Genomic DNA, 15,254 nt, shown 5'->3' with positions numbered 1-15,254 from the left:
GGCGCTGACCACTTTGTGGCTCATGACTGGGTGAAGTCGTAACAAGGTAACCGTAGGGGAACCTGCGGTTGGATCACCTCCTTACCTGAGATAGGTTGAGTGCAGTGCTCACACAGATTGTCTGATGAAGTAAAGTGCAAGCGCGTCTGCGAAGCTGACCATCGGGTCCCCTTCGTCTAGAGGCCTAGGACACCGCCCTTTCACGGCGGTAACAGGGGTTCGAATCCCCTAGGGGACGCCAGCTTGCGAAGATGACGGGTGAAAGGCGTTGTCGTTAAGGTATCTTTAAGCGGATTTTCGGAATCGGTTTAGCGATATAAGCTCTTTAACAATCTGGAACAAGCTGAAAAATTGAAACAGTCAATGATACCGGTTGCGGTGTGATTGACGAGTCTCTCAAGCTGAACAATCCGAGACAGTTTCGGGTTGTGAGGTTAAGCAATTAAGCGTACACGGTGGATGCCTAGGCAGTCAGAGGCGATGAAGGACGCGCTAATCTGCGAAAAGCGTCGGTAAGCTGATATGAAGCGTTATAAGCCGGCGATGTCCGAATGGGGAAACCCAGTGCAATGCGTTGCACTATCATTAACTGAATCCATAGGTTAATGAGGCGAACCGGGGGAACTGAAACATCTCAGTACCCGAGGAAAAGAAATCAACCGAGATTCCCCCAGTAGCGGCGAGCGAACGGGGAGGAGCCCAGAACCTGCATCAGCCACAGCATCAGAGGAACGGTCTGGAAAGGCCGGCGAGAGAGGGTGACAGCCCCGTACTCGAAGATGGCGTGGTTGTGAGTTCGATGAGTAAGGCGGGACACGAGAAATCCTGTCTGAAGAAGGGGGGACCATCCTCCAAGGCTAAATACTCCTGACTGACCGATAGTGAACCAGTACCGTGAGGGAAAGGCGAAAAGAACCCCGGCGAGGGGAGTGAAAGAGAACCTGAAACCGTGTACGTACAAGCAGTGGGAGCCTTGATGAATCAGGGTGACTGCGTACCTTTTGTATAATGGGTCAGCGACTTATATTCTGTAGCAAGGTTAACCGAATAGGGGAGCCGCAGGGAAACCGAGTCTTAACTGGGCGAAATGAGTTGCAGGGTATAGACCCGAAACCCGGTGAGCTAGCCATGGGCAGGTTGAAGGTTGGGTAACACTAACTGGAGGACCGAACCGACTAATGTTGAAAAATTAGCGGATGACTTGTGGCTGGGGGTGAAAGGCCAATCAAACCGGGAGATAGCTGGTTCTCCCCGAAAGCTATTTAGGTAGCGCCTCGTGAGTTCATCTTCGGGGTAGAGCACTGTTTCGGCTAGGGGGCCATCCCGGCTTACCAACCCGATGCAAACTGCGAATACCGAAGAATGTCATCACGGGAGACACACGGCGGGTGCTAACGTCCGTCGTGAAGAGGGAAACAACCCAGACCGCCAGCTAAGGTCCCGAAGTCATGGTTAAGTGGGAAACGATGTGGGAAGGCCCAGACAGCCAGGATGTTGGCTTAGAAGCAGCCATCATTGAAAGAAAGCGTAATAGCTCACTGGTCGAGTCGGCCTGCGCGGAAGATGTAACGGGGCTAAACCATGCGCCGAAGCTGCGGCATTCAGAGGACAGATTTCAGAAGACAGAGGACGGAATGATGTCATATGGATTCGAGCAATTGGACGTGTTTAAGAAAGCTTATCGAATTTCGTTAGAAATTCATCAGGTGAGTTTGACATTTCCTCAGTACGAACAATATGGATTAGCGGACCAGGTCGGGCGGGCAAGTAAGGGCATTTGCGCCAACCTTGCCGAGGGCTTTGGTAAGCAGCATTATTCCAAACCCGAGTTCAGGCGTTTCATTAGTATAGCCTTAGGCAGTGCCGATGAGATGCGTGTATGGTTAAGATATTGTCTGGATTTGGGCTATATCAATCGGGTTCAGTGGCAGGAATGGCGCGATGGCTATGAAGAGATAGCGAAAATGCTGACTGGACTGGGGCGGCGTCTGTAAGCTGTATTCTGACGTCTGTTCTCTGAATGGGTAGGGGAGCGTTCTGTAAGCCGTTGAAGGCGGCGCCGTGAGGCCTGCTGGAGGTATCAGAAGTGCGAATGCTGACATAAGTAACGATAAAGCGGGTGAAAAACCCGCTCGCCGGAAGACCAAGGGTTCCTGTCCAACGTTAATCGGGGCAGGGTGAGTCGACCCCTAAGGCGAGGCCGAACGGCGTAGCTGATGGGAAACAGGTTAATATTCCTGTACTGAATGTGACTGCGAAGGGGGGACGGAGAAGGCTAGGCCATCCGGGCGACGGTCGTCCCGGTTTAAGCGTGTAGGTGGGAGGAGCAGGCAAATCCGCTCTTCTTTTAACACTGAGGCGTGATGACGAGCCGCTACGGCGGTGAAGTGGTTGATGCCCGGCTTCCAGGAAAAGCCTCTAAGCATCAGGTGACATTGAATCGTACCCCAAACCGACACAGGTGGTCAGGTAGAGAATACTCAGGCGCTTGAGAGAACTCGGGTGAAGGAACTAGGCAAAATGGTGCCGTAACTTCGGGAGAAGGCACGCTGGCGTTAGGTGAAGGGGTTTGCCCCCGGAGCCGAAGCCAGTCGCAGAGACCAGCTGGCTGCAACTGTTTATTAAAAACACAGCACTGTGCCAACACGTAAGTGGACGTATACGGTGTGACGCCTGCCCGGTGCTGGAAGGTTAATTGATGGGGTTAGCCGTTAAGGCGACGCTCTTGATCGAAGCCCCAGTAAACGGCGGCCGTAACTATAACGGTCCTAAGGTAGCGAAATTCCTTGTCGGGTAAGTTCCGACCTGCACGAATGGCGTAATGATGGCCAGGCTGTCTCCACCCGAGACTCAGTGAAATTGAACTCGCTGTGAAGATGCAGTGTACCCGCGGCAAGACGGAAAGACCCCGTGAACCTTTACTATAGCTTGACACTGAACATGGAGCCTTGATGTGTAGGATAGGTGGGAGGCTTGGAAGTGCGGACGCCAGTCTGCATGGAGCCATCCTTGAAATACCACCCTTGAATGCTCGATGTTCTCACTTAGGCCCGTCATCCGGGCTGAGGACAGTGTCTGGCGGGTAGTTTGACTGGGGCGGTCTCCTCCCAAAGCGTAACGGAGGAGCACGAAGGTTGGCTAATCACGGTCGGACATCGTGAGGTTAGTGCAAAGGCATAAGCCAGCTTAACTGCGAGAGTGACGGCTCGAGCAGGTACGAAAGTAGGTCTTAGTGATCCGGTGGTTCTGCATGGAAGGGCCATCGCTCAACGGATAAAAGGTACTCCGGGGATAACAGGCTGATACCGCCCAAGAGTTCATATCGACGGCGGTGTTTGGCACCTCGATGTCGGCTCATCACATCCTGGGGCTGAAGTAGGTCCCAAGGGTATGGCTGTTCGCCATTTAAAGTGGTACGCGAGCTGGGTTTAGAACGTCGTGAGACAGTTCGGTCCCTATCTGCCGTGGGCGCAGGAAGATTGAAAGGGGCTGCTCCTAGTACGAGAGGACCGGAGTGGACGCACCGCTGGTGTACGGGTTGTCATGCCAATGGCATAGCCCGGTAGCTAAGTGCGGGAGAGATAACCGCTGAAAGCATCTAAGCGGGAAACTTGCCTTGAGATGAGTCTTCCCTTGACTTGAGGTCACGGAAGGAACGTTTAAGACGAAGACGTGGATAGGCTGGGTGTGTAAGTGCAGCGATGCATTGAGCTGACCAGTACTAATGAACCGAGAGGCTTAACCTTACAACGCCGAAGGTGTTTTGGTGTCAGAAGACAGCGGACAGCGGTCAGAAGACGGAAGAGAGATGAATTTCAGCTTGTTCAGAGATTGATTCGGGCGGTTGTGGAGAAGCAACGGCCGGGATAAAACGGAATATGCCTGGCGGCGATAGCGCGGCGGTCCCACCTGACCCCATGCCGAACTCAGCAGTGAAACGCCGTAGCGCCGATGGTAGTGTGGGGTCTCCCCATGTGAGAGTAGGGAACTGCCAGGCTTTAATTAAGCTTTATGTCGGGATAAGACGATGACATAGGGCATTGCTAGCAGAGAGTAGGACACATCCGTCGGGAACGGATTTGAACGTTGAGAGTCGCGACGGTCCGAAGGGCAAACGGAGGAAAGCCGTTTGTAAGCTGATAAAATTGATATAGTTGATGTTTAAGTTTTATGTCGCATTAGCGGCGTAACCCAAAAAGAATTCGGTGGTGCGGTAGTTCAGTTGGTTAGAATACCGGCCTGTCACGCCGGGGGTCGCGGGTTCGAGCCCCGTCCGCACCGCCACCTTAATTTAGGGGCGTAGTTCAATTGGTAGAGCACCGGTCTCCAAAACCGGGTGTTGGGAGTTCGAGTCTCTCCGCCCCTGCCAATTATAAGCTCAGTAGCAACTAAGGTAGTTTGTAGTATTGCTTACCCATATATGCTGCTTAGATAAGATTATCGATAAGGCGCTGGCTTTTTGGTCAGCGCCTTTTTCTATGAAACTTTGTAAGAAAAATGGATTTGCCGTTACACTAAAAATCCCGTTATGCGAGCTTTTTCCCTAGAAATGATCTTACTTGGAGAACTTATTTTCAGATATCGTCTGGTTCGTAAAACCCATGCTACCATCGATTCTAATTCATCATCGATACTATTATACACTTTCAGCTAAATAGTTTTTTCTCAATATTATTCGATCTTGTAGCAATAAAATCTTTCTTTCTGATTATCTATTATCGAAGTGAATTCTTATAGGTAACCTTTTAGACTTTCTGGCAATCTCCATACTAGTTAAAGTCCTTATGAACAGGTGTCTAGAAGATAGGTGCGAAAGAATTTTAGCTAATATCTTGATTATGAAATTTTCTTTCTTAAGAAAGGCTTGAATTAAAGGAAAGGATACCTAAAGCGATAAGGTAGGAACGCTACGTCTAATTTAAGTCATAGTTTCAAATTATACGTAAAGGCTACTTGGTAAATAGAGAGCTATATGTGGGAAGATGGCGAAAGTAATCCCACTTTATGCTCGATCTAAGACTTGTTTCTCCCTTACTATTTTCATTCCTGTTTTCGTATAGTATTGCTATCCATAAATTTTGCAGAACATATACTTACTAATTGAATGACTTATATGAAAGTCCCTTAACCTCTTGTAGAAGTATGTATGATAGGTATTTTTAATAGCTGTTGAATGAATGCTTGCTGATCATTTTTTTGTAGCCATATGGCATACAATGGACGTTCAATTAGTTCAGTATTTGGATAAGAAACTAGTTCTGAATATTCATTTTGCCAGTGTATTGGTAAGAAGGTGACTCCTCTTACGCTATTGAGCAGTTGGCGGGCTATATGTGCTGAGGTGGTTGTGATGATGGGTAACTGCTCACTTTTTAAAATCTGTTGTTCCTGATGATGAAAATCAGCTCCCCATTCTAGTTTGATGTAATTTTTAATTTGGCATTTTAGATTTTCTTCTGTTGTTAATAACTTCAAACAAATATTCCCTAATAATAGGCTTTGGAACTCATCCATTTTAGGCGGTTCGGTAGTGATTAACAGATCTAATTCACGTGAATGAAGTTGTTTAACAAGGGATTGTCGTGTAGAAACCCGAGATTCCAATCTTAATTCCTGATGTTTTTTATAAAAATCTTGTAACCAGGGAGCTAAATATGCTTCCCATAGTGATGCGGTAGCACCAATTGTTAATTCAGTGTGTTGAGAAGCATGCATTATCTCCTTTTTAGCCAATTGCCAGGTACTCATCAGTGATTCTGCGTAGGGAACAAGGCGTTCACCCGCGGCTGTAAGACGGATATTATTGCGGTGGCGAGTGAAAAGATGGGTACCTAATTGATTTTCTAGTTGTCGTATGCGAAAGCTAACTGCTGATTGAGTCAGGTACAGTGATTCGGCTGCTCTCCCAAAGTGACGAGTTTTACTGACTTCCAAGAAGGTTTTCAGTAATTCAGTGTCCACATATATCTCCAATAATATTTATCGTTAAGATTTAAATTTTTTGTTTTACAGAACGCCAGGCCTATCTAATACTCCGCGCCATAATTGGCATGATAGTAACAGTACTAGAATTAGGAGTGTGTCAGATGGCCGAAAGCTTCATCACGACTAATCGTTTTTTTGATAACAAAAACTACCCTCGCGGGTTCTCCCGCCACGGGGATTTCACCATTAAAGAGGCGCAATTGCTAGAGCGCCATGGTTATGCGTTCAATGAGTTAGATCTTGGTAAACGCGAGCCTCAAACCGAAGTAGAAGAGCTGTTTGTTGCTGTTTGCCGGGGTGAGCGGCAGCCTGTGACAATGGAAGAAAAAGTATGGACCAAATATCTTGCAAGAATTAGTCGTCCAAAACGTTTTCATACTCTTTCAGGCGGTAAGCCTCAGGTCGATGCTTCTGATGACTATACCGACACTGATGATTAATATCATCACAAATTGTGAATATAGGGGCTTTGCCCCTTTTTCATTTCTAACCCGATTGTTTTTGTAATTGTATTAATAATCTGTCCATACTGCGGTAGCTTAAGGCTTCCATGATATGTGGTTTTTCTATCTCTTTTTTTTCTTCTAAGTCGGCAAGTGTCCGGGATGTTTTCAGAATTCGATGCCATGCTCGGATTGAAAGCCCTAGTTTTATTAACGTTTGTTCTAGAAATACAGCATCGTTAGGTTTGAGCTTACAAAATGTCTCTGTCTCTTTGCTATTCAGATGAGCATTAATTTTTCCGCAGCGTTTCAGTTGTATTTCTCGCGCTGCCAGCACTCTTAATCTTACATTTTTGCTGCTTTCGCTTGCTCTAACAGGACTACTCAATGTTCCAATGGGTAACAGAGGAACTTCAATTGAGAGATCAAAACGATCCAAAAAAGGTCCAGAAAGTTTTGCTAGGTATCGAAGTATTTGCTGAGGGTTACTTCGATTGTGAATTCCCTGATGGTAGCCTGTCGGGCTAGGATTCATTGCTGCTATCAATTGAACTTGAGCAGGAAAGCAAACTTTTGCTCTGGCCCGGGAGATAATTATTTCCCCTGATTCTAGCGGTTCTCTGAGAGCATCAAGGACTCTGCGTTCAAATTCAGGTAATTCATCTAGAAATAACACACCATTGTGAGCAAGTGAAATTTCACCAGGTTTTGGAAGTCCGCCACCGCCGACCAGTGCTGCCATTGAAGAACTATGATGAGGCGCTCTGAATGGGCGTGTATGCCATTGTTCAGGTGGAAGGTAGGTATCCACTAGGCTATTGATAGCGGCAACTTCAAGGGCTTCTTTGTTTGTTAATGGCGGTAATAAACTACATAGGCGACTTGCTAGCATTGTTTTTCCTGTCCCTGGTGGGCCAAGTAGCAAAAGGTTATGCCCGCCTGCTGCTGTGATTTCCAGTGCGCGTTTTGCTTGTTCCTGACCAATAATATCTTGAAGATCTGGCTGTGATGGTTCTGTTGGAGGTTTATGTTGGATTGGTGCTGTCAGCAGCTGTTTTTCTCCCTGAAGGAAGTGGCAGATATGCAAGAGGTGTTCTGCCATTAATGCTTCATTCTGAGATAAAATTGCCAGCTCCATTGCGTTTTCTATTGGCAGAATAAGTTGCCTTCCCGCTTCTCCCGCGCTGAGTGCGGCTGGGATTGCGCCGTTAACTTTCCGTAAACCCCCGGACAGAGCGAGTTCGCCAAGAAATTCATAATGACTTAATTTATTGGTCGGTATTTGTTCCGAAGCGGCTAGAATAGCGATAGCGATCGGCAAGTCATAACGGCCACCTTCTTTGGGAAGATCTGCGGGCGCAAGATTGACAGTGATTCTTTTAGGCGGGTAGGTAAACCCACTGTTGATCAATGCGCTTCTGACACGATCTCTTGCTTCTTTTACGGCTGTTTCAGGTAAACCAACTAGAGTTAATCCAGGTAAACCATTACTAATATGCGCTTCAACAGTAACAATTGGGGCATGAATACCTATAGTCGCTCTGGTATAAATAACAGCGAGGGCCATCCTATTCTCCTTCGTAAGAAAGGGCATATGATGGACTGAAATTAGATAATAAATAGTTTTCTATTATTTTTTTGCGAAGCGGCTCTAATAAATATTTTGCGAAGCAACGCTAAAGATTTTTTTAAAATTATTATTAAGTAATTTATATTTTATTTAATTGATTTTTATGGTTTATTTTTCTTTTGATTATAAAATTGATTATTTTTGTATTCTTATTATGAGGTTTCATTTAAATCGTATTTTTAGATTGTCTTTATTGAAATAACTTATTTGAAATTCAAATTTATATATTTTTCACAGTGAATAAATTTAGTGTGTTATATCATTCTGCTTTATTTTTAATGAGGAGGTTTTATCACCTAGGTGATTAATAATAAGATCTTTACTTTTGGTTATAGTTGAATGATCTGTTTTTTATGTTACTGCTTTATGTGTTGTTTTGTTTATATCTAATTAGTTAGTTTTTATCACTTAAATTCTGATATTTACTGGATAAAATAATCTGAATTGAAAGTATTTAATTGAAAATAAACAATATTTTTTCATATTGAGTAATAAAACAAAATAAATGTTGTCAAGCTATGAAGAACGTGATAACTCTTAAATATAGATTAAACAAACGAATTAAACGATTAAGATTATGAACACATTTGTCCTAGTGATTAGCCTAATTATTGTCAGCGTGGTGGTGATTATTATCCCACCGTGCGGGGCTGCACTTGGACGAAGAAAGGCTTAGAAGAACAGCCAAATCTCTCGAAGACCCCCGCACCGAAAGGCGCGGGGGTTTTTTTTCGACAAGCAAAATCAGATAGAGACGGAAACATACAACAGAACAACATCTTGTCTCACAGGGTAAACACAGGGGATAGAAAAATGAACGGGGCGCAGTGGGTTGTAAAAGCATTACGAACGCAGGGTGTTGATAAGGTCTTCGGCTACCCTGGTGGTGCGATCATGCCGGTTTATGATGCTTTGTACGATGGTGGTGTGGAGCATTTGCTTTGTCGGCATGAACAGGGTGCAGTTATGGCTGCAATCGGTTATGCGAGAGCCAGTGGTAAGCCGGGAGTTTGTATCGCTACATCGGGACCGGGAGCGACAAACTTAATCACTGGATTAGCCGATGCGTTGTTAGATTCTGTTCCTGTTGTTGCTATCACTGGTCAGGTTGGTTCTGCATTGATTGGCACTGATGCTTTTCAAGAAGTCGATGTTTTAGGTCTCTCCCTTGCTTGTACCAAACACAGTTTCTTAGTGGATTCACTGGAAAATTTGCCTCAAATTATGGCGGAAGCCTTTTCGATTGCCACTAGCGGTCGACCGGGTCCAGTTTTGATTGATATTCCTAAAGATATTCAGCTGAAAGAGGGGAATTTGGTACCACATTTGGTACCGGTTGAGCAAAAGGCGTCCTGCTCGGAAAGTGAATTAGAACAAGCCCAGAAGATGATTGCGGTTGCGGCGAAGCCAGTGTTGTATGTCGGTGGTGGAGTTGGGATGTCTCAAGCAGTTTCTGTTCTGCGTGATTTTGTTGTGGAAACCGGTATGCCGGTTGTTTCTACGTTGAAAGGTTTGGGAGCTGCTGATTCAGAACATCCATGTTATCTGGGAATGCTTGGAATGCATGGTTCGAAAGCGGCCAATCTTGCTGTTCAGTCATGTGATTTGCTGATTGCTGTAGGTGCTCGTTTTGATGATCGTGTGACTGGCAAACTTAATACCTTTGCTCCACGCGCAAAGGTTATTCATTTGGATATTGATCCGGCAGAGTTGGGGAAATTACGTCAGGCTCATGTATCGTTACTGGGGGATGTGAAGGGATTATTGCCTCGTTTGCAGCAGCCATTGTCAATTGTGCCCTGGCAACAGGAAGTGAAAGATCTGAAAGCTGAATATCCTTGGTGTTATGACCATCAGGGAGAGAGTATCTATGCTCCTTGGTTATTGAAGCAGGTTTCAGATCGTAAAGCATTTAATACGGTTATTACTACCGATGTTGGACAGCATCAAATGTGGACAGCTCAGCATATGACTTTTGATGGACCTGAAAATTTCATTACATCTAGTGGGTTGGGTTCGATGGGATTTGGTATCCCTGCTGCGATAGGTGCTCAGATTGCTAGACCGGAGGATATGGTGATCTGTGTATCTGGAGATGGTTCTTTCATGATGAATGTTCAGGAATTGGGGACAATTAAACGCAAGCAATTACCCGTAAAAATTTTATTGTTGGATAACCAGCGGTTGGGAATGGTGCGGCAATGGCAGGAGCTGTTTTTTGATAAGCGATATAGCGAAACGACATTAACAGATAACCCTGATTTTGTCACATTAGCAAAAGCTTTTGATATTCCTGGGCAACATATCACTGATAAATCACAGATTGATGAAGCGCTGAATGCATTATTCACCAGTAAAGGCCCCTATTTATTACAGGTATCTATTGAAGAATTAGAGAACGTTTGGCCGTTGGTTCCTCCCGGTGCAAGCAATGAAACTATGTTGGAGAAATCATTATGATGCAACATCAACTTGCAATCCATGCTCGTTTCCGTCCTGAAATATTAGAGCGTATCTTACGGGTAACGCGTCATCGTGGATTTCAGATATGTTCAATGAATATGGATCAAACAATGGATGGCGATAATGTTAATATCGAATTAATTGTTGCCAGCCAAAAACCGGTTAATTTGTTGTCTTCACAACTGGCTAAATTAGTGGATGTCGCTGGCGTCAAGATCCTGCAACAAAAATCACAACTCATACGTGCATAACGTAGAAATAAAGGAATAAGACGAATGACGAAGCAATCCGATTACATTTGGTTCAATGGTGAGATGGTTCCTTGGGCAGATGCTAAAGTTCACGTAATGTCCCATGCTTTACATTACGGTACCTCTGTTTTTGAGGGAATTCGCTGCTATGACTCTCATAGAGGGCCTGTGGTTTTCCGCCATCGGGAGCATATGCAGCGTTTACATGACTCTGCAAAGATTTATCGCATGCCGTTGAGCCAGAGTGTCGATGAATTAATGGAAGCATGTCGGGCAACCCTTCGTAAAAATAATTTAGTCAGTGCTTATATACGTCCGCTAGTCTTTATCGGTGATGTTGGCATGGGAGTTAATCCGCCGGCTGGCTATAAAACGGATGTCATTATTGCCGCTTTTCCTTGGGGAGCTTATCTGGGAGAAGAAGCACTCGAGCAGGGAATTGATGCGATGGTTTCTTCATGGAATCGTGCGGCGCCAAATACAATACCAACTGCGGCCAAAGCAGGTGGTAACTACCTGTCTTCACTTTTGGTGGGTAGTGAAGCCCGTCGTCGTGGATATCAAGAAGGTATTGCGCTGGATGTTTATGGTTATATCTCTGAAGGTGCGGGTGAAAATCTATTTGAAGTAAAAGATGGCATATTATTCACGCCGCCATTTACTTCATCTGCATTACCAGGAATTACCCGTGATGCCATTATCAAATTAGCGAAAGATTTGGGGCTGGAAGTGCGTGAGCAGGTATTGTCGCGCGAATCTCTGTACCTGGCTGATGAAGTTTTTATGTCTGGTACAGCGGCTGAAATCACACCCGTTCGCAGTGTTGATGATATTCAGGTTGGTATCGGTAGATGTGGGCCTGTTACTAAGAAAATTCAGCAAGCCTTCTTTGGCTTGTTTAATGGCACGACAGACGATAAATGGGGCTGGTTAGATCCAGTCAATCCTCAATAGAACTATAAATAATTTAACAGGCGGTTCGTTCCCCGCCTGTATTGATAACACGGGAGTGAAGATAATGCCTAAGTACCGTTCTGCCACTACGACTCATGGCCGTAATATGGCTGGAGCTCGCGCTTTATGGCGTGCGACAGGGATGACCGATGCAGATTTTGGTAAACCGATTATTGCAGTAGTTAACTCATTTACTCAGTTTGTTCCCGGGCATGTCCATTTGCGGGACTTAGGTAAACTGGTCGCTGAGCAGATTGAAGCATCAGGCGGTGTTGCAAAAGAGTTCAATACCATAGCGGTGGATGACGGTATCGCAATGGGGCATGGTGGTATGCTCTATTCTCTGCCGTCACGTGAATTAATTGCTGACTCTGTTGAATATATGGTGAATGCACATTGTGCGGACGCTATGGTGTGTATTTCCAATTGTGACAAAATCACGCCAGGCATGCTGATGGCGGCACTACGTCTGAATATTCCGGCGATTTTTGTTTCCGGTGGTCCTATGGAGGCGGGTAAAACTAAATTATCAGATCAGATCATCAAGTTGGATCTGATCGATGCCATGATCCAAGGTGCGAATCCGAATGTCAGTGATGAGGATAGCAGCCAGATTGAACGTTCAGCTTGCCCAACTTGTGGTTCTTGCTCAGGCATGTTTACAGCTAACTCTATGAATTGTTTGACCGAAGCACTGGGACTGTCTCAGCCGGGGAATGGTTCATTACTGGCGACTCATGCGGATCGCAAAGTGTTGTTTCTGAATGCAGGTAAACGCATTGTTGAGTTGACTAAGCGCTATTATGAACAAAATGATGATAGTGCTCTGCCGCGTAGTATCGCAACGAAAGCCGCATTTGAAAATGCAATGATGTTGGATATTGCAATGGGTGGCTCGACGAATACTGTACTTCACTTACTGGCAGCGGCGCAGGAAGGGGAAATTGATTTTACGATGGCGGATATTGACCGTTTGTCTCGTCAGATCCCTCATCTATGTAAAGTTGCGCCAAGTACACAAAAATATCATATGGAAGATGTTCATCGTGCTGGTGGCGTGATCGGTATTTTAGGTGAGCTGGATAGAGCGGGTTTGTTGAATCGCCAGGTTAAAAATGTCTTGGGTCTGGATTTATTACAAACGCTTAATCAGTACGATGTGATGCAGACGGTAGAGGAATCGGTGAAGGAGATGTACTCGGCAGGTCCTGCGGGTATCCGTACTACTCAGGCATTTTCACAGGATTGTCGCTGGCCCTCGTTGGATACTGACCGTGTAGAAGGGTGTATTCGCAATATTGAGCATGCTTATAGCCGGGATGGTGGTCTTGCCGTTCTATTTGGTAATTTGGCTATAGATGGTTGCATTGTAAAAACCGCAGGGGTTGATAAGGGTAGTCTGACGTTCCGTGGGCCAGCCAAAGTTTACGAAAGTCAGGAAGATGCGGTTGATGCGATCCTGGGTGGAAAAGTCGTTGCTGGTGATGTGGTGGTAATTCGCTATGAAGGGCCAAAAGGTGGGCCTGGCATGCAGGAAATGTTGTATCCGACGACTTATCTAAAATCAATGGGGCTAGGTAAAAGCTGTGCATTGATTACCGATGGCCGTTTTTCTGGTGGCACCTCGGGTTTATCGATCGGCCACGTTTCTCCAGAAGCGGCTAATGGCGGGCTAATCGGTTTGGTTCAAGATGGCGATATTATTGATATTGATATTCCACTGCGGAAAATTCAACTTGATGTAGATGAAAGGACACTTGCTGCCCGTCAAGAAGCGGAATTGGCCCGCGGTGATAAAGCGTGGACGCCGAAGGCTCGTGAACGTCAGGTATCGTTTGCCTTGAGAGCCTATGCTTCATTGGCGACCAGTGCGGATAAAGGCGCTGTCCGTGATAAATCTAAGTTAGGGGGATAATTGCATGGCTGCATTTCTTCCCTTAACTTCCGCACCAAGTGGTGCAGAGTATTTGAAAGCGGCATTAAGCGCGCCGGTTTATGAAGTTGCTCAGGTGACTCCTTTGCAGGAAATGGAGAAAATTTCTGCCCGCTTAGGAAATACTATTTTGGTAAAGCGGGAAGATCGGCAACCTGTTCACAGTTTCAAGCTCCGTGGTGCGTATGCCATGATTGCGGGTTTGACTGAGGAACAAAAAAATCGAGGCGTGATTACCGCATCAGCCGGTAACCATGCTCAGGGGGTTGCACTTTCTGCCAATCGTTTGGGAATTAAATCTCTGATTGTTATGCCGGTTACTACCGCGGATATTAAAGTCGATGCAGTCCGTAGTTTCGGCGGTAAAGCTCTGTTGTATGGTGCTAATTTTGATGAAGCTAAAGCTAAAGCGATAGAAATGGCGCAACAGGAGGGCTATACCTTTATTCCTCCGTTTGATCATCCCGCAGTAATCGCAGGTCAGGCAACGTTGGCGATGGAACTTTTGCAACAGGATGTGCGTTTGGATCGAATCTTTGTACCTGTTGGTGGTGGCGGCTTGATTGCTGGAGTGGCAGTGTTGATTAAGCAACTGATGCCAGAAATCAAAATCATTGGGGTAGAAGCGGAAGATTCAGCTTGCCTGAAAGCGGCAATGGAAGCTGGACATCCGGTAGATTTACCACGAGTTGGCTTATTTGCTGAAGGTGTTGCTGTTAAGCGTATCGGTGATGAAACATTTCGTTTGTGTCAGCAATATGTGGATGATGTTATCACGGTAGACAGTGATGCTATTTGCGCTGCGGTGAAAGATCTGTTCGAGGATGTACGTGCGATTGCTGAGCCATCCGGTGCATTGGCGCTAGCTGGCTTGAAGAAGTATGTTCAGCAGCATCAGCTTAAAGGTGAACGATTGGCGCATATTCTTTCTGGCGCTAACGTAAGCTTCCACGGGTTGCGTTATGTCTCTGAGCGTTGTGAATTGGGCGAGCAGCGCGAAGCATTGCTGGCAGTGACTATTCCCGAGCATAAAGGGAGTTTTCTGAGCTTTTGTCAGAAATTAGGCGATCGGGTGGTAACAGAGTTTAATTATCGTTATACGGATGCAGATCCTGATCAGGCTTGTCTTTTCGTTGGTGTTCGCCTGAGTCGTGGTGAGGTAGAACGACGGGAAATTATTAAGGAATTGCGTACCGCAGGGTATCAGGTTGCTGATCTTTCAGATGATGAAATGGCGAAATTACATGTTCGTTATATGATCGGCGGTCGTCCATCTAAGCCATTGAAAGAGCGCTTGTTTAGTTTTGAATTTCCTGAATCGCCGGGAGCTTTGCTAAAGTTCCTACAAACTTTGGGAACTCACTGGAATATTACGTTATTTCATTATCGCAATTATGGTACAGATTATGGCCGGGTGATAGCCGCATTTGAATTGTCAGGAACGGAAGTACGTTTTAAGCGTCACCTTGATGCATTAGGCTATGCGTATCACGATGAGACGGATACTCCCGCGTTTAAATTCTTTTTGATGTGCCAGGCATCTAAAACGGCCGGAGGTTGATCGGTGTCTTGGTAATGAAAAAATATGTTCTACA

Annotated in this window: 9 protein-coding genes, 3 tRNA genes and 3 rRNA genes; 13 read left to right on the top strand and 2 right to left on the bottom strand. The window is 45.7% G+C overall.

The features are described 5' to 3' along the window. The 6 genes from TI10_RS22005 to TI10_RS21980 all read left to right on the top strand — a co-directional run. Positions 1 to 84, top strand: a 16S ribosomal RNA gene (locus tag TI10_RS22005); the annotation flags it as partial. Positions 85 to 165: 81 nt separating this feature from the next. After that, positions 166 to 241: transfer RNA gene (locus tag TI10_RS22000), tRNA-Glu, on the top strand. Between the two features lie 191 nt (positions 242 to 432). Then, positions 433 to 3,746 (top strand): 23S ribosomal RNA (locus TI10_RS21995). 135 nt (positions 3,747 to 3,881) lie between these two features. Next, positions 3,882 to 3,997, top strand: a 5S ribosomal RNA gene (gene rrf, locus TI10_RS21990). A gap of 210 nt (positions 3,998 to 4,207) precedes the next feature. Then, positions 4,208 to 4,284: transfer RNA gene (locus TI10_RS21985), tRNA-Asp, on the top strand. A 9-nt stretch (positions 4,285 to 4,293) separates the two neighbouring features. Next, a tRNA-Trp gene (locus TI10_RS21980) sits at positions 4,294 to 4,369 on the top strand. A gap of 755 nt (positions 4,370 to 5,124) precedes the next feature. Here the strand turns inward: TI10_RS21980 and hdfR are convergent. Then, entirely contained in the window at positions 5,125 to 5,961 is an 837-nt protein-coding gene (gene hdfR / locus TI10_RS21975) for an HTH-type transcriptional regulator HdfR (RefSeq protein ID WP_049585474.1), read from the bottom strand. 125 nt (positions 5,962 to 6,086) lie between these two features. On the opposite strand from hdfR, the gene TI10_RS21970 reads away from it, so the two are divergent. Beyond that, positions 6,087 to 6,425, top strand: coding sequence for a DUF413 domain-containing protein (locus tag TI10_RS21970; protein WP_049585471.1), 339 nt, complete (start codon positions 6,087 to 6,089; stop codon positions 6,423 to 6,425). 46 nt (positions 6,426 to 6,471) lie between these two features. On the opposite strand, the gene TI10_RS21965 is transcribed toward TI10_RS21970, so the two are convergent. After that, positions 6,472 to 7,995 carry a YifB family Mg chelatase-like AAA ATPase gene (locus tag TI10_RS21965; RefSeq protein ID WP_049585470.1) on the bottom strand — a complete coding sequence of 508 codons (1,524 nt, stop codon included), beginning with the start codon at positions 7,993 to 7,995 and terminating at the stop codon, positions 6,472 to 6,474. Between the two features lie 640 nt (positions 7,996 to 8,635). Here TI10_RS21965 and ilvL point away from each other — a divergent pair. The 6 genes from ilvL to ilvA all read left to right on the top strand — a co-directional run bounded on the left by ilvL (position 8,636) and on the right by ilvA (position 15,220). Next, positions 8,636 to 8,734 (top strand): ilv operon leader peptide, encoded by a 99-nt coding sequence (gene ilvL / locus TI10_RS24310; RefSeq protein WP_071647081.1) that lies wholly within the window; start codon positions 8,636 to 8,638, stop codon positions 8,732 to 8,734. A gap of 137 nt (positions 8,735 to 8,871) precedes the next feature. Next, positions 8,872 to 10,518: an acetolactate synthase 2 catalytic subunit gene (gene ilvG, locus TI10_RS21960; protein ID WP_049585468.1), complete on the top strand. Its 1,647-nt coding sequence runs from the start codon at positions 8,872 to 8,874 to the stop codon at positions 10,516 to 10,518. Further along, positions 10,515 to 10,772 (top strand): acetolactate synthase 2 small subunit, encoded by a 258-nt coding sequence (ilvM, locus tag TI10_RS21955; RefSeq protein WP_036779619.1) that lies wholly within the window; start codon positions 10,515 to 10,517, stop codon positions 10,770 to 10,772. Before ilvG ends, ilvM begins: the two co-directional genes overlap by 4 nt. A 24-nt stretch (positions 10,773 to 10,796) precedes the next feature. Then, complete coding sequence (locus TI10_RS21950; protein ID WP_049585466.1) at positions 10,797 to 11,726, top strand: branched-chain amino acid transaminase; 930 nt, start codon at positions 10,797 to 10,799, stop codon at positions 11,724 to 11,726. Between the two features lie 64 nt (positions 11,727 to 11,790). Beyond that, complete coding sequence (ilvD, locus tag TI10_RS21945; RefSeq protein WP_049585464.1) at positions 11,791 to 13,641, top strand: dihydroxy-acid dehydratase; 1,851 nt, start codon at positions 11,791 to 11,793, stop codon at positions 13,639 to 13,641. A 4-nt stretch (positions 13,642 to 13,645) separates the two neighbouring features. Beyond that, a complete protein-coding gene (ilvA, locus tag TI10_RS21940; RefSeq protein ID WP_049585462.1) occupies positions 13,646 to 15,220 on the top strand; it encodes a threonine ammonia-lyase, biosynthetic in 1,575 nt (524 codons plus the stop codon). Positions 15,221 to 15,254: the final 34 nt, after the last annotated feature.

This window comes from Photorhabdus luminescens subsp. luminescens (assembly GCF_001083805.1).
GTDB lineage: Bacteria > Pseudomonadota > Gammaproteobacteria > Enterobacterales > Enterobacteriaceae > Photorhabdus > Photorhabdus luminescens.
This window is presented reverse-complemented; position numbering and strand designations above follow the sequence as displayed.